17 protein-coding genes are annotated in these 20,318 nt (G+C 51.5%); 6 read left to right on the top strand and 11 right to left on the bottom strand.

The genetic code is table 11. The features are described 5' to 3' along the window. Positions 1-109 precede the first annotated feature (109 nt). The 3 genes from GS12_RS02335 to GS12_RS02325 are packed head-to-tail and all read right to left on the bottom strand — an operon-like array spanning position 110 to position 3,265. Positions 110-853, bottom strand: coding sequence for a type 2 GTP cyclohydrolase I (locus GS12_RS02335; protein ID WP_034943549.1), 744 nt, complete (start codon positions 851-853; stop codon positions 110-112). Further along, positions 846-2,291 (bottom strand): deoxyribodipyrimidine photo-lyase, encoded by a 1,446-nt coding sequence (phrB, locus tag GS12_RS02330; protein WP_034943547.1) that lies wholly within the window; start codon positions 2,289-2,291, stop codon positions 846-848. Before phrB ends, GS12_RS02335 begins: the two co-directional genes overlap by 8 nt. Positions 2,292-2,308: 17 nt before the next feature. Beyond that, positions 2,309-3,265, bottom strand: a complete 957-nt coding sequence (locus GS12_RS02325; RefSeq protein ID WP_034943545.1) for a YbgA family protein — start codon at positions 3,263-3,265, stop codon at positions 2,309-2,311. Between the two features lie 382 nt (positions 3,266-3,647). Between GS12_RS02325 and GS12_RS02320 the strand changes: the two genes are divergently transcribed. Continuing rightward, on the top strand, positions 3,648-5,114 hold the full coding sequence (locus GS12_RS02320) for a sulfatase-like hydrolase/transferase (RefSeq protein WP_052118335.1): 1,467 nt from the start codon (positions 3,648-3,650) through the stop codon (positions 5,112-5,114). Positions 5,115-5,168: 54 nt separating this feature from the next. Here the strand turns inward: GS12_RS02320 and GS12_RS02315 are convergent, their stop codons facing one another. From GS12_RS02315 to seqA, 3 genes are all read right to left on the bottom strand, one after another. Next, complete coding sequence (locus GS12_RS02315; protein WP_034943542.1) at positions 5,169-5,375, bottom strand: YbfA family protein; 207 nt, start codon at positions 5,373-5,375, stop codon at positions 5,169-5,171. 246 nt (positions 5,376-5,621) lie between these two features. After that, the gene (gene pgm / locus GS12_RS02310; RefSeq protein ID WP_034943541.1) at positions 5,622-7,262 is read right to left on the bottom strand and encodes a phosphoglucomutase (alpha-D-glucose-1,6-bisphosphate-dependent); all 1,641 of its coding nucleotides are present in this window, start codon (positions 7,260-7,262) and stop codon (positions 5,622-5,624) included. Between the two features lie 32 nt (positions 7,263-7,294). After that, positions 7,295-7,828: a replication initiation negative regulator SeqA gene (seqA, locus tag GS12_RS02305; RefSeq protein WP_034943539.1), complete on the bottom strand. Its 534-nt coding sequence runs from the start codon at positions 7,826-7,828 to the stop codon at positions 7,295-7,297. A gap of 257 nt (positions 7,829-8,085) precedes the next feature. Here seqA and ybfF point away from each other — a divergent pair, with 257 nt between their 5' ends. The 4 genes from ybfF (at position 8,086) to fur (ending at position 10,683) form a co-directional block, all read left to right on the top strand. Further along, positions 8,086-8,850 carry an esterase gene (ybfF, locus tag GS12_RS02300; RefSeq protein ID WP_034943537.1) on the top strand — a complete coding sequence of 255 codons (765 nt, stop codon included), beginning with the start codon at positions 8,086-8,088 and terminating at the stop codon, positions 8,848-8,850. Between the two features lie 145 nt (positions 8,851-8,995). Then, entirely contained in the window at positions 8,996-9,277 is a 282-nt protein-coding gene (ybfE, locus tag GS12_RS02295) for a LexA regulated protein (protein ID WP_034913382.1), read from the top strand. Positions 9,278-9,430: 153 nt separating this feature from the next. Continuing rightward, a complete protein-coding gene (gene fldA, locus GS12_RS02290; protein WP_034913380.1) occupies positions 9,431-9,961 on the top strand; it encodes a flavodoxin FldA in 531 nt (176 codons plus the stop codon). A 278-nt stretch (positions 9,962-10,239) separates the two neighbouring features. Then, positions 10,240-10,683: a ferric iron uptake transcriptional regulator gene (fur, locus tag GS12_RS02285; protein ID WP_034913377.1), complete on the top strand. Its 444-nt coding sequence runs from the start codon at positions 10,240-10,242 to the stop codon at positions 10,681-10,683. Positions 10,684-10,872: 189 nt separating this feature from the next. On the opposite strand, the gene GS12_RS02280 is transcribed toward fur, so the two are convergent. The 5 genes from GS12_RS02280 to nagE form a co-directional block, all read right to left on the bottom strand. Beyond that, positions 10,873-13,527, bottom strand: a complete 2,655-nt coding sequence (locus GS12_RS02280; RefSeq protein ID WP_034943535.1) for a beta-N-acetylhexosaminidase — start codon at positions 13,525-13,527, stop codon at positions 10,873-10,875. A gap of 16 nt (positions 13,528-13,543) precedes the next feature. After that, positions 13,544-13,738: a ChiQ/YbfN family lipoprotein gene (gene chiQ / locus GS12_RS02275; protein WP_034943533.1), complete on the bottom strand. Its 195-nt coding sequence runs from the start codon at positions 13,736-13,738 to the stop codon at positions 13,544-13,546. Between the two features lie 29 nt (positions 13,739-13,767). After that, positions 13,768-15,168 carry a chitoporin ChiP gene (gene chiP / locus GS12_RS02270; protein WP_034943531.1) on the bottom strand — a complete coding sequence of 467 codons (1,401 nt, stop codon included), beginning with the start codon at positions 15,166-15,168 and terminating at the stop codon, positions 13,768-13,770. Positions 15,169-15,389: 221 nt separating this feature from the next. Next, positions 15,390-17,057, bottom strand: a complete 1,668-nt coding sequence (gene glnS, locus GS12_RS02265; RefSeq protein ID WP_034943529.1) for a glutamine--tRNA ligase — start codon at positions 17,055-17,057, stop codon at positions 15,390-15,392. Positions 17,058-17,201: 144 nt separating this feature from the next. Further along, positions 17,202-19,145: a PTS N-acetyl glucosamine transporter subunit IIABC gene (nagE, locus tag GS12_RS02260; RefSeq protein WP_034913363.1), complete on the bottom strand. Its 1,944-nt coding sequence runs from the start codon at positions 19,143-19,145 to the stop codon at positions 17,202-17,204. Positions 19,146-19,484: 339 nt separating this feature from the next. Here nagE and nagB point away from each other — a divergent pair, with 339 nt between their 5' ends. Next, the gene (gene nagB / locus GS12_RS02255) at positions 19,485-20,285 is read left to right on the top strand and encodes a glucosamine-6-phosphate deaminase (protein ID WP_034913360.1); all 801 of its coding nucleotides are present in this window, start codon (positions 19,485-19,487) and stop codon (positions 20,283-20,285) included. Positions 20,286-20,318 lie beyond the last annotated feature (33 nt).

Genomic DNA, 20,318 nt, shown 5'->3' with positions numbered 1-20,318 from the left:
CTTCGGGCCAGATGAGCAGGCCTGTAGCGACTTTTGGCAAATAGTTATGCGGAAATGTGGGGGACGTGTCAATACATGCTGCGGGCGGCGCTGTGCCGCCCATTGAAGATCAGGCGGGGTTGGGGATGTCGATAAAGGTAACGTCAAGAGCGTGCACATCGGCAAGCCAGTCGCCCAGCGACCGGATACCTGCGCGTTCGGTGGCGTGGTGCCCGGCAGCAAAAAAATGCAGGCCCTGCTCGCGAGCGCTGTGAATAGTCTGCTCCGAAACTTCGCCGGTAATAAACGCATCCACGCCGTGTGCGGCGGCAGCGTCAATGAATCCCTGCCCGCCGCCGCTACACCAGGCAATACGGCGGATTGTTTCAGGCGCGTTATCGCCGCAGTGCAGCGATTCGCGACCCAGTACGGAAGCGATGCGCGCCGCCAGCGCGCTGCCTGTTAACGGTTCGCGAAGTTCGCCCCAGGGCAGCAGTTGTTCAATATGTCCCTGCACATCAATGCCCAGCAGCTTTGCTAACTGCGCGTTATTGCCCAGTTCCGGGTGCGCATCCAATGGCAGGTGCCAGCCAAACAGGTTGATGTCATTGGCCAGCAGCGTTTTCAGGCGGTTGCGCTTCATGCCCTTGATCACCGGCGATTCACTCTTCCAGAAGTAGCCGTGATGCACCAGTACCGCATCGGCCTCCAGACGCACCGCTTCATCCAGCAGCGCCTGACAGGCGGTCACGCCGGTAACGATTTTTTTGATATCACTACGGCCTTCAACCTGAAGCCCGTTTGGCGCGTAATCATTAAAGCTGGCGGTAGCAAGTTGCTGATTAACAAGATTTTCAAGCTCGGTATTACGCATAAATATTCCTGGTTTGCGATTGTCGTGCGGCCTCAAAGGCGTCAAGCGTTTGCCTGCGCGCTGCTTTATGATCGACAATCGGCGCAGGATAATCCAGCGTGATACCTTTTTTTTCTGCCCATTCGCCGGGCTGATGAATGTATTTATCAGGCACGTCTTGCAGTTCCGGCAACCACTGGCGAATAAAGTGACCGTCTTTGTCGAAACGTTCGCCCTGCGTGGTGGGATTAAAGATGCGGAAATAGGGAGCGGAGTCGGTGCCGGTTGATGCGGCCCACTGCCAGCCACCGTTATTAGACGCCAGGTCGCCATCAATAAGCTGGGTCATAAAATAGCGCTCGCCGATGCGCCAGTCGATCAGCAGATCCTTGATTAAAAAACTGGCGGTGATCATACGTAATCTGTTGTGCATCCAGCCACGTGCGTTTAAGTGGCGCATAGCAGCGTCCACAATGGGATAACCGGTTTTCCCCGCCTGCCAGGCCTTGAGATGCGCATCGTTCTGCCGCCACTGAATCTTTCTCGTCCAGTCAATAAAGGGTTTATGCCGACACAGGTCGGGAAAAGCCACCAGCAAATGACGGTAAAATTCCCGCCAGATGAGCTCGTTAAGCCAGCTAAAAATTTTGCTGTCTACCAACGCATGCGGATGTTCTCTTAATAACCGATGCAAACACTGACGTGGCGAGAGCACGCCAACGGTGAGGTAGGCCGAGACGCGACTGGTGCCATTTACTGAAGGGGCGTTGCGCGCCTGAGGATAGTCGGTGACCGGTGCCTGACAAAAGGCGCGTAAACGCTGTAACGCTTTCCCTTCACCCACCGGAAACATCTCTTCATCGATTTCCTGTAACGGGTAGCCGAAAGGCTCGAGCGCTGGCATTTCGTTTAATGGCGCGCCGTGACGCACGGCAGGCGCCGGAACGCATTCAGGCAGCCCTTCATGCAGGCGCTTCACAAACGCACGACTGAAGGGCGTAAACACTTTGTACATTTCGCGGTTACCGGTCAGTACGCTGCCCGGCGGCAACAGCACGCTGTCGTCAAAACCCTGCGAAATAACATCAATATCAAACAGTGCCCGCTCGGCTGCGGCATCGCGCTTGCGTTCGTTAACTTCATATTGATAGTTGTAAAACAGGCGATCAACGCTGTGCTGCTGACAGAATTCCGTTAGTCGTGCAACGGAAGCTGTATAGTCTTCGCACTCAATGGCGTGCAGCGCAATGCCCTTTTCAGCCAGCGACTGCCGTACATCCTGCACGCTGCAAAAGATAAACCTGGCCTGCCGTGGCGCCATGTCGTGCGCCGCCCACTGTTGCGGGGTGGCGATAAACAGCGCCAGTACCGTGGCGTCTTTATCGCGGCAGGCGGCATGAAGAGCATAGTTATCATGAATGCGCAGGTCATTGCGCAGCCAAACCAGATGCGTGGCCATGAAACTCCCTGATTACGTTAATGGCCGTAGCGCAGACGCAGCGCTTCCGGATAGGGCGTAAAATAGCGCTGCTGCGAGAGATACGGGTCGGGGTACTCGGACATATAGTGTTTAAGCAGCGTCATCGGAGCCAGCAACGGCTGCGTTCCCTGACGATAATTTTCAATCAGCGACGTCAGTTCGTGACGCTGTTTGGTATTAAGCTGCGGACGAAAATATCCCTGAACGTGCATCAGAACGTTGGTATGGTTACCGCGCGTCGCGTTGTTTTTAAGCAGATCCATCAGGCGCTGACGATATTCCATCGCAAAGGCTTCCAGCGAGTCCCATTTTTCGATATTTGCGACAAAGCGCCCCAGCGAGCGGTAATCCGGCTGCGAATGGGCCAACAGCGACAGCTTGTAACGGCTGTGGAAGGCAATCAGCTTGCCGCGCGTCAATCCGCTTCGCCACATCTCATTGAATTCATGCAGCGTGTAAACACGTTCAACAAAGTTTTCACGCAGAAGCGGATCGTGAAGACGACCATCTTCTTCAACCGGCAGCCAGGGCATCTGCTCCATCAGCTGACGCGTGAAGATCCCCACGCCTTCTTTCCGGTTGTTGTTATTGTCCTGTTGATAAATACGCACGCGTTCCATACCGCAGCTGGGCGATTTCGCACAAACAATGTAGCCACAAAGGTGATGCATATTGGCGATGACTTTATCCGAGAAGCTGCGCATCTCTTCAGTGATCGGCTCGCCCTGACCATTGCTGAAACAGAGTTCGACTGTGCCCGCGGCATTTTCGGTCAGGCGCAGCGCCGGACGCGGCGTCGGCAAGCCAATAGCCATTTCCGGGCAGACAGGCTGATAACGCACAAAGGGGGCGAGATCGACCGACGCAAACTCACAGCGCTTGTGGCCGCCGTCAAAACGAACATTGTTACCCAACAAACAGGCACTGATGCCGACAGGAATTTTTCTGTTCATATCCACCCCCTTTTTAAACCGTACGACCAGTGTAGACGCTTACGCCAAGTTATACAACAAACAAAAAGTTGTACAAGTTTGCGCGCAAAAGGCTTGATGGCGGGGCGGCATGTGAAAAGTAAAGGTTGTGAAAAAGCGTTTTCTTATAGAGTTTTTATTAACTGCATGACGTTTACCAGTTAAATATTATTAACGACAATGTGAATCCTCACATAATTAATTACAGATAACATAAGCAAGTAAATTAAAAAGCTAACTTATTCGCAGCAAAAAAGTTAATTTAAACGCGCCTGCTTTTTTGTGATCTTCAACACATAAAAACAGGCAAGATATAAACATACTGCCTTCGATTTTATGCTCGTTAAATAACAGGGAAGATATGATGAAAAGACAGTTAGTTTCCGCATTAGCGGTAAGTATTGCGCTTGCCTCCGGTTTCAGTCATGCCGCTTTTTCCGCCTCACAACCAAATATTATTTTAATGCTCGCCGATGATATGGGATGGGCGGATATCTCTTCTCAAGGTGGAAAAACGCCCACGCCAAATCTGGATATGATGGCGAAGGAGGGCCAGCGCTGGACACAATTTTATGTCGCATCGCCCGTTTGCTCCCCAAGCCGTGGTTCCCTGCTGACCGGCAGGGTCGAGACCAAAACCGGCCTGTACGGCAGTACGGTGCCGGTTTTTTTTGAGTCTGACCCGGATGGTTTTCCTGATGAAGAAGTCAGCCTCGCGGAGTCGCTACGCGACGGCGGCTACCGCACTATCATGTTTGGCAAGTGGCATTTAGGCTCACAGCCGGACGGCCTGCCAACGCGCCATGGTTTTGACCAGTGGTACGGTATTCCGACCAGTAATGATTTATGGCATACCACCGCGCCTGATTTTAAAACGCTGCTGTCAGCTAAAAATCCTGCCTCGCCGGAAGCCTTTGCCAGTGCAAGAAAAATACAGATGCAGCAGATGGCCGTACCCGATCAAAAATATTGGGACGTGCCGCTGTATGATTCTTACCGACAAAAAGGCCGCTATGTGGATTACCAGGTTCCCGGTGGACTACGGCAAAAAGACTTTACGCAGGATATTACTGCGCGAGCCGTCGACTATATTAATGAGCAGAGTGAAAAACCGTTTTTTATGTATATGGCATGGCCGCAAAACCACGTACCCATTTTTACCTCGGACGCATTTATTGGCAAAGGACATAATCGCTATGGCGATGCTATGGCCGAGGTTGACTGGTCGGTGGGTCAGATAAATAACGCATTAAAAGCACGTGGTCTGGATAAGAACACCATTGTCATATTCACCTCAGATAACGGCCCCTGGCTGCCGTTTGATAAGTGGGGCCTGTCCGGTTCGGCGGTGCCGCTGCGTGATGGTAAAAGTAGCGTATTTGAAGGCGGTCAGCGCACGCCGTTTATCATTAAATGGCCAGGTAAAATTGTGCCGGCGGTGAAAAGTGGTCTTGGCAGCACGCTGGACATTTTGCCTACGCTGATGTCTCTGAGCCATACCGAACACGCGCAGAAAGACCTGGACGGCGTCGATCTCTCGCCTGCCCTGTTCGGCGATGCGAACTCTCCGCGTACCAGCGTGCCTTACTTTTATATGGGCGAACTGATGGCGTGGCGTGAAGGCGATTACAAAATCGTGCTGAATGCGTTGAAAGACGGTAAACCTGCGCCGTTGGCGGCGCCGCTGCTTTATAACGTAACGAAGGACGTCAGCGAAGAGAAGGATCTCGCCGCGGCCGAGCCGGAGCGAATGAAAAGCATGAAGCTGAATGCGCAGCGCTACGTTGCCTCACTGGGTGAGAAAAAGGCACCGCTTTTTGATATGGATTGAGACGCGATCGGCCCGGAAACGATGATATTTCCGGGCGTTCAGGAAAAGGCGTTGTTAATAAAAATCGCAGCCTGCCGCTTCCGTTTGTGCCATCCACACCGGCTGGCTGCTGGTTTTGCTCCATACGCGATGCAAATAGCTGTAAAACTTCGCTCGATCGCTGCGAAACAGCATGACAGGCAGGGCAATAATGCCAACGACGGCGACAGCAATGCGTCGAAGGACGATGCGGTGCAGCGGATAAGCTTTATAAAGGTCCATACATCCTCCCGGAAGATAAATAAAATTGCGTTGTCTGTGCAAAATAATAACGCTTATTGTGTAATTTTACTACTCATCCGACCACTTTATGTATAAAAAAACGGCTTTTATTTTTCTGTCGCGTAATTAAGTTACATATTCGTTAAACTTGCCATTGTTTTTTACATGTTATTAACGCAGCGGGTTAGTTAAAAAAAAAAGCCCGACCAGCGTCGGGCTTTATCTAAGATGAGAAAACGTACTATATCAGGCGTTTTTTAACACTTCGCTGACGATTTCTACCGCTTCTTTCTCAATCTTTTCGCGGTGCTCCGCGCCAAGGAAGCTTTCACAGTAGATTTTATAGGCATCTTCAGTGCCGGAAGGACGCGCCGCAAACCAGCCGTTTTCCGTCATCACTTTAAGTCCACCGATAGAGGCGCCATTGCCAGGCGCAGCCGTCAGGCGTGCGGTGATAGGATCGCCTGCCAGCGTATCGGCGCTGACCATTTCCGGCGACAGCTTAGAGAGTGCGGCTTTCTGCGCAGACGTGGCCGACGCCTGAAGACGATTGTAGCTTGGCGCGCCGAAGCGTTCGGCCAGCTCATCATAGTGCTGCTGTGGATTCTTACCGGTCACCGCAGTGATCTCCGCCGCCAGCAGGCAGAGGATGATACCGTCTTTATCCGTCGACCATGGCGTGCCGTCAAAACGCAGGAATGAAGCGCCCGCGCTCTCTTCGCCACCAAAACCGAAGCTGCCGTCGTAGAGGCCATCAACGAACCACTTAAAGCCCACCGGTACTTCCACCAGCCTGCGACCAATGTCGTTCACCACACGATCGATCATCGCGCTGGAAACCAGCGTTTTGCCAACCGCCACCTCTTTGCCCCACTGCGGGCGATGCTGGAACAGATAGTTGATGGCAACGGCCAGATAGTGATTTGGATTCATCAGTCCCGCAGGCGTAACAATGCCATGGCGGTCATAGTCAGGATCGTTAGCGAAAGCCAGATCAAACTTATCGCGCAGCGCCAGCAGGCCCGCCATGGCGCTTTCGGATGAGCAGTCCATGCGGATTACACCATCTTTATCCAGATGCATGAAACGGAAGGTTTGGTCGACGGCGTCGTTAACGATGGTCAGGTCAAGATTGTAAAATTCAGCGATGCGCTGCCAGTAAGCAATGCCGGAACCGCCAAGCGGATCGACACCAATTTTCAGGCCCGCTTTCTGAATAGCAGGAATATCGATGATCTCCGCCAGACCTTCAATGTAAGGCTGGATCAGATCTTTTTCCTGAAGGTGGCCGCTTGCCCAGGCTTTATCCAGCGCGATACGTTTAACGTCTTTCAGGCCGTCTTTGATCAGCGCATTGGCACGATCTTCAACCACTTTTGTGACGTTAGTGTCCGCCGGGCCGCCGTTTGGCGGATTGTATTTGATGCCGCCATCTTCCGGTGGATTGTGTGAAGGCGTAATCACGATGCCGTCAGCCTGGAGGCCACCGGCTTTATTGTGCTCGAGGATAGCGTTAGAGATAGCAGGCGTCGGCGTATAGCCGTTTTCCTGCTGCACAATAACGTCAACGCCGTTGGCGGCGAGCACTTCCAGTACCGAAATGATCGCCGGTTCTGACAGCGCGTGCGTGTCTTTACCCACAAAACAGGGGCCGGTAATGCCATTCTTTTTACGTTCTTCCGCAATCGCCTGCGCAATTGCCAGAATATGCGTCTCATTAAAGCTCTGACGCCCTGCACTGCCACGATGGCCTGATGTACCAAATTTCACCGCGTGTTCAGGGTTGGTCAAATCCGGTTGCAGGACATAATACTGTGAAGTCAGTTGTGCAACGTTAATCAAATCACTCTGCTGTGCTGGCTGTCCGGCACGGGGATGATTAGCCATGGGGCGCTTCTCCCTGACGCTTATGTTATCAGTTAGAGGGTGCCGCAAACTTTGTCGATAAGCTCCGCCGGGAACTGCATCGACTGCATGATATGTTCCACCATGCTGCGTTTACGACCTGTGTTAGTGTTAGTAATTACCCAGTACGGCGTGCCCGGAATGTGCTGCGGCTTGGTATGGGTGCCGTTCTGAACCAGAGTCTGTTGATTACCCGCAAAGTAAACGCGCGTGCGGCCAAGCAGAGACTCGGTGGCGGCGGCGAATGCTTTGGGATCAAGCGTATATAAGGTCGAGAGAATAAGCATAAAGCGATTAACCGCTTTTTTCTGTTCCGCATATTCATCTGAAAGCAGGAGTTCGCGAACCGCGCGAACGCGATCCTGAGGCCGTGCTTCCACACTGGCTGACGCCGCCTGTTTTGCGCCGGTTGCCGATGAGGCTGCAACGCTTTGACCAGCGGAAAATTTCAGCATACGCCGTAAAATGTCAGATGCGCTTTCGCCAATATGCTGCGTGTGGCTGGCAATATAACGGTATAGCTCTTCGTCGACTTCAATAGTTTTCATCATGATCCAGTACGATTATTGCTTATAAGAGCCGATCTGCACCTTATGCAGTCGATAAATTTCCTGAACGATGGGCAAACCTGCTCTAACATCAGGATTATAAAGTTAAATCCTGCCGGGGTGTAGCGCCAGGCCTTAATAGTGGCAAAAGTCAGAATATGCCGCAAAAAGTTCGCGATAAGGTTTTTCGCCATGCCGACAGAGAAATATGCATTTATGATACCCTAACCCTTCGGCCCATCCGTAAGAACTTTGCTATGAAATTGAATGCCCGCCTGCAAACTGAACAATCTGAACTGACCGATGCGCCAGTCGTGCTAATCCATGGCCTTTTCGGCAGCCAGGACAACCTTGGCGTGCTGGCCAGGGGGCTGAAAGATACCTGTCGGCTTGTGCTGGTTGACGTGCGTAATCACGGCCTTTCTCCCCGCGCGGAGGAGATGGATTATCCGTCCATGGCGCAGGACATTCTTGATACGCTGGACGATGCGGCTATCGGGCAATTCTCGGTGGTGGGCCACTCAATAGGCGGTAAAATCGCCATGGCGTTAACTGCCCTTGCGCCGGAACGCGTCAATAAGCTGGTGGTGATTGATATGGCGCCCGTTGCCTATCCGGAACGGCATCATGACGCCATTTTCGCCGCGCTGAACGCCGTTACCAAGGCAGGTATTACGCGACGCAGCGACGCTGCCGACCTGATGCGGGAGATGCTCAATGAAGAGGGTGTTATTCAATTCCTGTTGAAATCGTTCCATGAAGGTGAGTGGCGTTTTAACGTGCCGGTTTTATGGCAGCACTACGACGATCTTATTGGCTGGAAAGCCGTTCCGGCCTGGCCGCATCCGGCTTTGTTTATTCGGGGGGAGCGCTCACCTTATCTGGATGATGCTTACCGTGATGCGCTGCTTTCCCAGTTTCCGCAGGCACGCGCGCACGTTATCAGCGGTGCCGGACACTGGGTACATGCTGAGAAACCCGATGCCGTTTTACGCGGTATCCGACGCTTTCTTGCACAATAAACAGAAATATTCAGTCGATTTGTTAAATCGTTGTCGCGGTAAGTTTTGCCAGGGTATGATGGCGCGCTCATTAAGGGCCGCTGGTTGTATTTCAGGCGTTAAGAGCCCATTTATTAACCCTTCAGCCTTTCATTAGTACGATCCTATGGCAAAAGAGAACACGGACCGCACGACGATCGACCTGTTCGCCGATGAACGACGTCCGGGACGTCCAAAGACCAACCCGCTCACGCGCGATGAGCAGTTGCGTATTAATAAGCGCAATCAGCTCAGGCGGGACAAAGTGCGCGGCCTGAAGCGCGTTGAGTTGAAAATAAACGCCGAAGCTGTTGATGCACTTAATCAGCTTGCCGAAGCGCGAAATATCAGTCGTAGCGAGTTGATTGAAGAGATGGTGCTGGCGCAGTTAACCCGTCAGCAGCGTTAAGTTTTAACATTACAGAATGCGTTATCTCACAGCACAAAGCGACAAAAGCAGGAGCATTTCACGTTTATACCCTTCTGCCTCTCTGCTATTATTGCCTGAATCTGTTTTATCAGCAGCCACCATATCAATACGTTTCAAGAGGTTACTAGACGCATGGCAATCGTAGGCATTTTCTTTGGTAGCGATACGGGCAATACGGAAAACATTGCAAAAATGATTCAGAAGCAGCTCGGTTCTGACGTTGCTGAAGTTCATGATATCGCTAAAAGCAGCAAAGAAGATCTTGAAGCCTTTGATATTCTGCTTTTAGGCATACCGACCTGGTACTACGGTGAAGCGCAATGCGACTGGGACGACTTTTTCCCTACGCTGGAAGAGATTGATTTCAATGGTAAGCTGGTTGCCCTTTTTGGCTGCGGCGATCAGGAAGACTATGCTGAATATTTCTGCGATGCGATGGGCACCATTCGCGACATTATCGAGCCTAACGGCGCGGTGATTGTTGGTCACTGGCCGACCGAAGGCTACAATTTTGAAGCCTCTAAAGGGCTTGCGGACGATACGCATTTCCTTGGTTTGGCCATTGACGAAGATCGTCAACCCGAGTTGACCGCTTCCCGTACGGAACAGTGGGTAAAGCAGATTTATGAAGAGCTTCAGCTCAAAGAGATCCTTGAAGCATAACGAACACTTTAGCTTGATGTGAGAGAAGTCACATCAAGCCAGTGGTTTTTCCTATAGAAGTGATAGATACATATTTGTAACTTTTGCCCGCATAACTGTAGAATACCCGCATCGGTTATCCAGCCTTTTGAGCAGTTTGCTCTGGCGGCGACTACGGCAGCCCGTTTCCATTTCAACGTATCAGTTCTATAATGAGACGCAGTTTGCTTTCTGTGTCGACCGATGTTCACGGTTTTTCAGCCACTTAGTGACTAGCAAAGTAACAGGATAATATCCGCATGACTGACAATAACACCGCATTAAAGAAGGCCGGCCTGAAAGTCACGCTTCCACGCTTAAAGATTCTGGAAGTCCTTCAGGAACCAGAGGGCCATCACGTCAGTGCGGAAGACTTGTATAAGCGCCTGATTGATATGGGCGAAGAAATTGGTCTGGCCACGGTCTATCGCGTGCTGAACCAGTTTGACGACGCAGGGATTGTGACGCGCCACAACTTTGAAGGCGGTAAATCCGTATTTGAATTGACGCAGCAGCACCATCACGATCATCTGATTTGCCTGGACTGTGGAAAAGTGATCGAATTCACTGACGAATCCATTGAAACACGCCAGCGTGATATCGCCACGCGGCATGGCATCAAGCTCAGTAATCACAGTCTCTATCTGTATGGTCACTGCGCAACAGGCGACTGTCGTGAAGATGAGTCTTTGCACGACGAGTAATCGGCCCTGGCGCCATAAGTATCAGTAAGATGAACTGCACCCGAAAAGTTGGCCATCCGACAAGTAAGGTGCAGTTTTTGTTTTTGGCATGTAAAGATCTCACCGGTAGCATTACCCTCAACTACCGGTAATTTACGCTCTTTAAACGCTCCGTTGAACTCAAACGGCCCCTGTTTCGGGCCGTTTATCTCACAGTATTTCAGTGCGACTGAAACGTTTCCCATCCGCGCTGACGGCGCGAACACTCACCTGCCCTGCCACAGTTGGCCGTGCACTGGCATCATAACGCTGCCAGTTTTTTCCCTCATCCACGCTGTACTCAATGGCCACGCCTGGTAAGGCGATATTGACGTTTAATTTCCCATCAACAATACGCGCGCCAGGAACCGGCAGACGATAGTGAATGCCCCGCTTATCCAGTTTTGCCAGTTCGCGTTGTCCCAGCAGGTTGGCAAATCGCTGCCAGTCTTGATGCAACGCCTGGCGATCAACGTGCTCAGTTTCTCCACCGATATATTCCCTGCCCGCCTGATAATCCTGCTCCCATGCGGCACGATGCCAGGCGCGTTCAGCTACTGAAAGAATACGAGGGAAAATCATATATTCTGTGTTGTCGTCAGTGCGCGACGTTTCGCTCCAAAGCTGGGCGGACAGGCCATATGCGCCCGGCCAGGCTTTGTCAGATTTCGCAGTAAAGGTTTTACCGTCGCGATCCACCGAGGTCTCGGCGTTCTGCGGCAGATTATCAGGTGCAAAGCTGAATATTTTCCGCTCATCGCTAAAGCGGGTTCCCCAGTAGTAGCCGCGCTCCAGCGGATTCACTTCATAGGGGAAGTCTACATAAACATAATCCGGACTGGAGATGATGACGTCGTAACCTTTGTTTGCCCAGTCGTTGGCAGAGTCAAAGCCTCCCCAGTAGAGCGTATCCCAAAAGTTAACGGCAACGCGTTCAGTGGCAAACGCTTTCGCACTTTCCGCATCCTTCAGCCCGTCTTGCCAGGCCTGCATTTTTTCAATGCCGTGTTTGTTAACCTGCTTGCTGACCTGCAATGCAAAATAACTGGGCAGGTGTTCCAGATCCGCCACTTTGCCATCTTTAATCATTTTCTGACAAACCAGTGATTTCGCCCACGGTTTATCTTCTTTGCGCATATCGAGTAAGCCCGTGCCCGCTACCGGCTTGTTAATGTCGGAATAACCGGCGCCCAGACGAATATTCTTTGCTTCGTCGCCGCCGAAGTGCCAGGTTTTAAGCGGTTGCCCGGCCTCACGATGCATTTCGTTAATTTCACCAATTATTTTATCGGTAAAGCGCAGCGAAGAATCCAGGCAGGGGTTCAGGTAGCTGGTACGATCGTAAAGCTGCACCGAGGTCGTGTTAGAATTATCCGTGGGATCGACCAGACGATACTCTGAGGCTTCGGACGTTTTGCCCATTTTCATCAGACGATGATAGCGGGCTTCCATTGAGATTACGGCAGCCCTGGCATGAGCCGGCATGTCAATCTCCGGGATCACCTCAATATTTCTTGCTGCGGCGTATTTCAAAATCTCAATGTAATCCTGACGGCTGAAATGACCGGTGCCGTTATTATTGGTGTCCGGACCGGAACCCAACTGCGGCAACAGGCAGCGCCGCTCGGTCAGATCGTGACAGCGCTTTCCACCCACCCCGGTAAGTTCAGGCAGGCCAGGAATCTCAATACGCCAGGCTTCATCGTCGCTCAGATGAAAGTGAAATACGTTCATTTTCCACGCGGCAAGCTGATCCAACATGCGGAGAATCGCCGCTTTGCTGTGAAAGTTACGTGCAACATCCAGGAAAACGCCGCGATAGGGAAAACGAGGCGCGTCGCTGGCTTTCAGAGTGGCAATTTTTGCGCTGCCGTCCGCAGGGAGCAATGAGAGGATCGACTGAAGGCCGTAAAATACACCGCCTTGATCGTAGCCAACCACCTGTGCTTTTTCTTTATCAATCACCAACTGATAGCCACCGGCAATCGCCTGCTCAGCATTCAACATGTTGCTGTCAATTCGCGTGGAAATCTCATAACCGCTGGCGTGCTCTTTCAGTCCCAGTAGCTCGAACCGCTGCTTTACCGCCTGCGCTTTATCAGCGGACAGACTGGAGAGATCAAGCTTTACGCCTTTCGACAGGTCAGCATCCTCAGCCAGAATCTCGACCTTCATGGGTGTCGGAACAATCTGTCCTCTAAGTGCTGAAGAAGGAAGCAAAGCCACATCACTGTTTTTATCGAAACGGCTGGAAGCCACCATCAGCACATTTTTATCATCCTGGATGCGCTTCCACTGTTCGCCAAATGGTTCGACAAACGTTGTCAGATCTTCTGAGTCGGTACCGATCATTATCTTCGGCTTCGCCTCACCTGAGGTCACATACCATCGAGGCATGACATCGGTGATAAAGAGCTGCCAGTATTCATTAATAATGGGGATTTCTACGGACTCACCGGCAGCGAACCCCTTGAATTTGTCCGTAGGTTCCAGCCGAGTCAAATCCCCAACAATATGCACCATACGAAACTGATCGCTTTCAACCTTTAGCGTTTCATGAACGTTAGACATATAAATTGCCCAGTCTTTGCTGTCGATTGCCGGGCCATGATTGGTCAGAGTAATGGTTGCGCGATTACAGGCGCTCCAGTCGGCACCCAGTGCCGCGCAGTCTACACTATGCTGCGCGGCCTGATTATCGGTGACCTTGTACTTCACGCCAAACCGGCTGATTTGATCGACAATTTTCTGGTTCGCATTCGCGTAGCTACTTCCTGATGCTGACATCAACGCAACCGCAATGAGGGTGGCTTTGAACGTATTCATCCGTTTTCCTTGTCAACTAGTAAGAGGTGTGTTCTGTTTCCTGCTGAAGCTTGCCGCATCGTGCCTCAATGCTCTCCGCGCCGCCCATCTGTTCAGCATCCAGACAGCGCTGATAATCGAGACTGGGAATGGTTTCCTGTGGCTGCTCCGCGCTTTTTGTTGCACACGCGCTGAGCATCAGCATGGCGATGAGCGCTAACATAGATTTCATATGGCATTCTCCCTTGACCGGCAGCGATCTTATTTACCTGCACTAAATAGCGTGAAAGGCGCTATTACGATGAACTTAACGTCCTTCTCATCCTGAAAAATGTTGCCATAACCGCCGCCCCAGTCTGGAAGATTTGAGTGGTTGTCATAGCGTGTGTAGTGCAGTTTGACTAAGGTTCCTTTAATCGGCCCCTGCTGCACGGTATAGAGGAGATCCAAATTCCAGGCAGATTCTTTCAGGCGCCTGTTCTGGTCATATAACGGATTAGACGAGGGTTTCGCATCCCATCCCCAGGCATAGGAGGTGCCGACGGCCCAGCCAGGTAACCGCCAGTTTGTCAGGTCGTACATAACTCCCGCGAAGAGCGCTTTCTCGCCGTTCGCGTTAAAGTCCGAACGCGAATCCCACCACACATCGAGTCGACCGTTTGATGTGGCATAGCCAGGCGTCATTCGCTGTAAAAAGAAGCCCTGATTACCTTCGGCTTTTACCCAGGTTCCTTCCAGCCGGAAATCAAACGGCCCGGCGGTATAGCCCAACGTCACGGCCTGAAGCCAGGCAAGACCGTTATAAACGTCATTAGCGTTTCCGGCACCACCGCTTTCTTTATCTTTAGCGCCATAAAACTGCCAGGTAGTCAGTAACTTGTTTTCAGAGAGCGGGAAAGCCCAGGCAACTTTGGTAAAATACTGATCCATATAATTCGCTGCCTGACCAAATGCGCTTTCAAATACTATTCCGTTTTTAAAATCATATTTAGCGCCCAGTGAATGCAAATAGCTTATTCCGCTTTCTCCATCCGCCTTGCGAAAGTTATACATGTGCTGATACCAGGGCGCCTTATATTTATCACTCCAGAGCCAGGAAAAAGAAAGCGCTCCCACATCGGCAAAATCATAGCTGGCTCCCGTCTCTATGCCGCGATAGGTCCCAGGCAGAAAACTCCAATGGGAAGCAATCAGCGACTGACCGACAGGCTGGATATAACCGCCCCGTAGCCAATATTTATCATGTTTAATTTTCAGCGCCGCTTTATAAAGGCTCAGGCCGTTTTTATCTCCCGTCCACGCTTCGTCCCAGCGAGTATTTGCATCGCTGAAGCCAATTTCGTTTGGGGCAGCCGGCCCCTTATCAGACAGCTCAAGCGCGCCAAAGGCGGCCAGATCGATACCGACAAAATCAGCGGCATAGCCGGAAGAAAAATCGAGGTTAGCGTTAAAAGTGGAGTGATGGAGGTTTTGTTGATATTGTCCGTTTTTATCACTTCCGGGATCGCGATCTTTTCTCTCGCGATGGCGCTGCCAGTAATAAACGCTACCGCTCAGCTCGGATTCGTCCACGAATCCTGTTGCATTAGTCGGTGAAAAATAAAACACACCAAAAAATAAGGGAGAAAGTAACGCGCTACGAAATAGAGCTGACCACTGCATGAGAATTCCCTCTCAAATAAATTATTCCATAATATAAATAGCGATAAAACAACGCCAGTCATCCCGATTATATTATTTTTCGCAGCGCGAATTATCAATGTGTAATTTGATAATAATCGTTAAAGCTTGACGGCGACCACACTTTTAATGATGTTATGCGTCTTATTACATTAACCAAAAAAAAGCAGCCCGACGGCTGCTTAAATAACTAATCAGGCTAATTATTCGCCTGTTTTGTTCCACGTATCTCTCAGGCCTACCGTGCGGTTAAACACCAGTTTAACCGGCGTCGAATAGCGGCTGTCGGCGCAAAAATATCCTTCCCGCTCAAACTGGTAAGGCGATCCTGCTACGGCTTTACTTAAACCTGGCTCGACAAAACCATCACGGACAACCAGCGACTCCGGGTTGATGGTTGAGAGAAAGTCATCAGCGGCAGCGGGATTTGGCACGCTGAACAGCCGATCGTAAAGGCGGAACTCGGCAGGCAGCGCATGTTCAGCTGAAACCCAATGAATAACACCCTTAATTTTGCGACCGTCAGCAGGATCTTTGCTCAACGTATCGACATCGCAGGTGCAAAACAGGCAGGTGATGTTACCTTCTTCGTCCTTCGCCACGCGTTCAGCTTTGATCACGTAGGCATTGCGCAGGCGAACTTCTTTACCTGACACCAAACGCTTATAGTGCTTGTTCGCCTCTTCGCGGAAATCTGCGCGATCGATATAAATTTCACGACTGAAGGGGACTTCACGCGTGCCCATCTCCGGTTTATTCGGATGATTGAGCATGCTGATGATTTCTTCGTGATTCGATGGCAGGTTTTCAATAACGACCTTCAGCGGATCCAGCACGGCCATGGCACGCGGCGCATTTTCATTCAGATCGTCGCGAATGCAGGACTCAAGCGATGCCATTTCCACAAGGTTGTCCTGCCTGGTCACGCCAATACGGCGGCAGAATTCACGAATGGACGAGGCTGTATAGCCACGACGGCGCAGGCCGGAAACGGTCAACATACGCGGATCGTCCCATCCTTCCACCACTTTTTCCGTGACCAGCAGATTCAGCTTACGCTTGGACATGATCGCATATTCAAGATTCAGGCGTGAAAACTCGTACTGACGTGGATGCGCGGGAATGGTGATGTTGTCCAGCACCCAGTCATACAAACGGCGATTGTCCTGGAACTCCAGGGTGCAAAGTGAATGCGTGATCCCTTCCAGCGCATCGGAAATGCAGTGGGTGAAATCGTACATCGGATAGATGCACCACTTACTACCGGTTTGATGGTGATCGGCAAATTTAATTCGATAAAGCACCGGATCGCGCATCACGATGAAGCTGGACGCCATATCGATTTTTGCACGCAGGCAGGCGGTGCCTTCGGCAAATTCACCGTTACGCATTTTCTCAAAAAGCGCCAGATTCTCCTCCACGCTGCGCTCGCGATAAGGGCTGTTCTGGCCCGGCGAGGTTAACGAGCCGCGATATTCGCGGATCTGTTCAGGCGTCAGTTCATCAACATAGGCCAGACCTTTACCGATCAGCTCCACGGCATAATTAAAAAGCTGATCGAAATAATCTGAAGAGTAGTGAACGTCGCCGTTCCACTCAAAACCCAGCCACTTTACGTCCTGCTTGATTGACTCAACATACTCCAGGTCTTCTTTTACCGGATTGGTATCGTCAAAACGCAGGTTGCATTGCCCCTGATAATCCTGAGCAATGCCAAAATTCAGGCAGATTGATTTAGCATGGCCAATATGCAGATAGCCGTTAGGCTCAGGCGGGAAGCGGGTATGCACGCTTGCGTGCGTACCGTTCGCCAGATCTTCGTCAATAATCTGACGAATAAAGTTAGTTGGGCGGGCGTCTGCCTCACTCATCTTAATTTCCTCAGGGCGCAATTAGTACGTGAAATAACGGAGTATGATCCACAAAGCCGGGAGCGGAAACAACCGTTAGTTACAGGCTGCGATAAAAAAAGGGCGGGAATCACTTCCCGCCCTGTTGACTGATGTGACAAGAGGTTAACCGTTAATCTCAAAGATACGGCTTTCTCCGGCAACCACTTTGTCGCCCGCCAGCAGCGTAATGCCACTGAAATCTTCAATATTGCTGACGACAACCGGACTGACCATTGATCGGGCATTGGCGTTCAACCAGGCCAGATCCATTTCCAACACCGGCTGACCTGCGGTGACCTGCGCCCCCTCTTCCACCAGGCGCGAGAAGCCTTTACCAGAAAGCGCAACGGTATCCAGCCCCATGTGCACCACTATCTCAGCGCCGCTGGCCGTTTCCAGACAGAAGGCATGATTGGTAGTGAAAATTTTCACTATCGTCCCGGCAACAGGCGCAACCACGGTATTACCGGTAGGTTGGATAGCCAGACCATCGCCAACGGCCTTGCTGGCGAAAGCTTCATCCGGTACCTGCTCCAGCGCGACAACATCGCCGCTCACCGGCGCAACCAGCGTGGCGACGATACCTTTGGCGGCGTTGGGTATCGCCTGGCGATTTACCGCCTGCGGTGCGGCAACGGAAGCAGCGGCAGATGCTGCGGCAATCGGGCCTTTAGCAATCTGTCTTTTCATCTCTTCGGCAATGGATTCTGCTTTCGCGCCGACGATAACCTGTACGGTCTGCTTGTTAAGTTTCACAATGCCAGACGCGCCAAGGCGCTTACAGGCCGCATCGTTAACCAGCCCGGCATCTTTAACGGAAAGACGCAGACGGGTGATGCAGGCATCAATTACCTTCAGATTGTCAGAGCCGCCTACGGCAGAGATATACTGCTGAGAAAGCTGGCTCATGCCTTCTTCGGTATTGCTGTTAAGATCGCTTTCGCTAACTACAACCTCTTCGCGACCAGGCGTTTTCAGATCGAGCATACGAATCACGGCGGTGAACAGAACAAAGTAGAGTACAAACGCCACCGCGCCCATCACCAGTAGCATCCAGACGTTGTTGCTGGCGGCGGGCAGGTTATACATCAGCGCATAGTCAATGGCGCCGGCAGAGAAAGAGAACCCTGCATGGATGCCGAGCAATGTCGCTACGTACAGGCTGATGCCGGTCAGTATGGCGTGGATCAAATACAGCATTGGCGCCAGGAACATAAAGAGGAATTCAAGTGGTTCCGTTACCCCGGTCAGGAAAGCCGTGATGGCCACCGAAAGCAGCATGCCGCCGACCATAGGACGGCGCTCTTTTTGCGCCGCCAGGTACATGGCCAGCGCCGCGCCGGGCAGGCCGAACATCATGATTGGGAAGAAACCGGACATAAACATGCCCGCCGTGCCATCGCCCGCGTAGAAACGGTTGATATCACCGTGGAACACGGCGCCTGCGGCGTTGGTAAATTCACCAATCTGGAACCAGGCGATGGTATTCAGCACCTGATGCAGGCCGGTAGGGATCAGCAGACGGTTAACAAAACCAAAGATACCGGCCCCGAACGCGCCTTCGGAAACGATCCACTGACCACCGGCATGAATAGCGGCCTGTACGGGCGGCCAGACATAGCCCAGGATTGCAGCCAGTACCAGACAGAAAAAGCCCGTCGCAATCGGGACAAAACGCTTGCCGCCGAAGAAGCTGAGGAAGTCAGGCAGTTTGATATCTGACCAGCGGTTATACGTTCCCCCTGCAATCAACCCGGAAATAATACCGGCCAGTACGCCCATATTGATTGCCGGGTTGATGGTCACCATCGCCTTAGTCAGGATGAAATAGCCTACCGCACCCGCGAGGGCCGCTGAACCGGCATTATCTTTAGACCAGGTTGATGCCACGCCGATAGCGAATATCAGCGCGAGGTTATCGAAAATTGCCCCACCGCCCTGCGCGATGAAAGGCATATTAAGTAAGTCGGGTTGACCAAAACGCAGCATGAGCGCCGCAGCCGGTAAAACCGCGATAGGAAGCTGCAATGAGCGACCTAACCGTTGAAAAAATCCAAGTATATTCACCTTTCCCCCTATGAGACCTGTTAAGGCGCACGTGGCCGTTTTGTTTTGTTATCACGGCTGTGTGGTTTTTATATGACATCAAAAACCCTGAAACGGAGTGTATTGAAAAATTAATTCGCTCCGCAAATTAAAACCGCCGTATATGTGACTTTTATCACCAAAATTGGTGCGAAAGAGACGACATGACTGGCTATCGCTGTAAACTTATTTTATGATCCGAAAAATCAGAACGGATAAGTTCTTCGGAAGTCTTAACCTGAAGCTGTGTTAATTTGACACTATCGCAATCGCCGTTCCATCCTTCTTCCTGTTTTTGTTTCTGTTTAAATGAGGTGCTACATGAGATTGATTCCTCTGGCTACGCCAACACAGGTTGGCAAATGGGCCGCCCGCCATATCGTTAATCGTATCAATGCCTTCAAACCCACCGCTGAACGCCCGTTCGTTCTTGGACTTCCTACTGGCGGAACGCCGCTTGAAGCCTACAAACATCTGATTGAGATGCATAAAGCGGGCCAGGTCAGCTTTAAACATGTTGTAACGTTCAATATGGATGAATATGTCGGCCTGCCGAAAGAGCATCCGGAAAGCTACCACAGCTTTATGTACAGAAATTTCTTCGATCACGTTGATATTCAACCTGAAAACATCAACCTGCTTAACGGTAACGCAGAAGATATTGATGCCGAATGCCGTCAATATGAAGAAAAAATTCGTGCTTATGGCAAAATCCATCTGTTTATGGGCGGCGTGGGCAACGACGGTCATATCGCGTTTAACGAACCAGCCTCTTCACTGGCTTCCCGCACCCGCATCAAAACGCTGACCCACGATACGCGCGTAGCGAACTCTCGCTTCTTTGATGGCGATGTCAATCAGGTGCCGAAATATGCCCTGACCGTCGGCGTCGGCACGCTGCTGGACGCCGAAGAGGTGATGATTCTGGTTATCGGCCACGTGAAAGCGCAGGCGCTTCAGGCTGCCGTTGAAGGCAATGTTAACCACATGTGGACCATCAGCTGCCTGCAACTGCATGCGAAAGCCGTGGTCGTTTGTGACGAGCCTGCCACCATGGAACTGAAGGTGAAAACCGTTAAATACTTCCGTGAAATGGAAGCGGAAAACGTGAAAGATCTGTAAGTTGCCAGCACAGTGTTTAACGGCGCGACGCCA

Source organism: Erwinia oleae, from assembly GCF_000770305.1.
GTDB lineage: Bacteria > Pseudomonadota > Gammaproteobacteria > Enterobacterales > Enterobacteriaceae > Erwinia > Erwinia oleae.
This window is presented reverse-complemented; position numbering and strand designations above follow the sequence as displayed.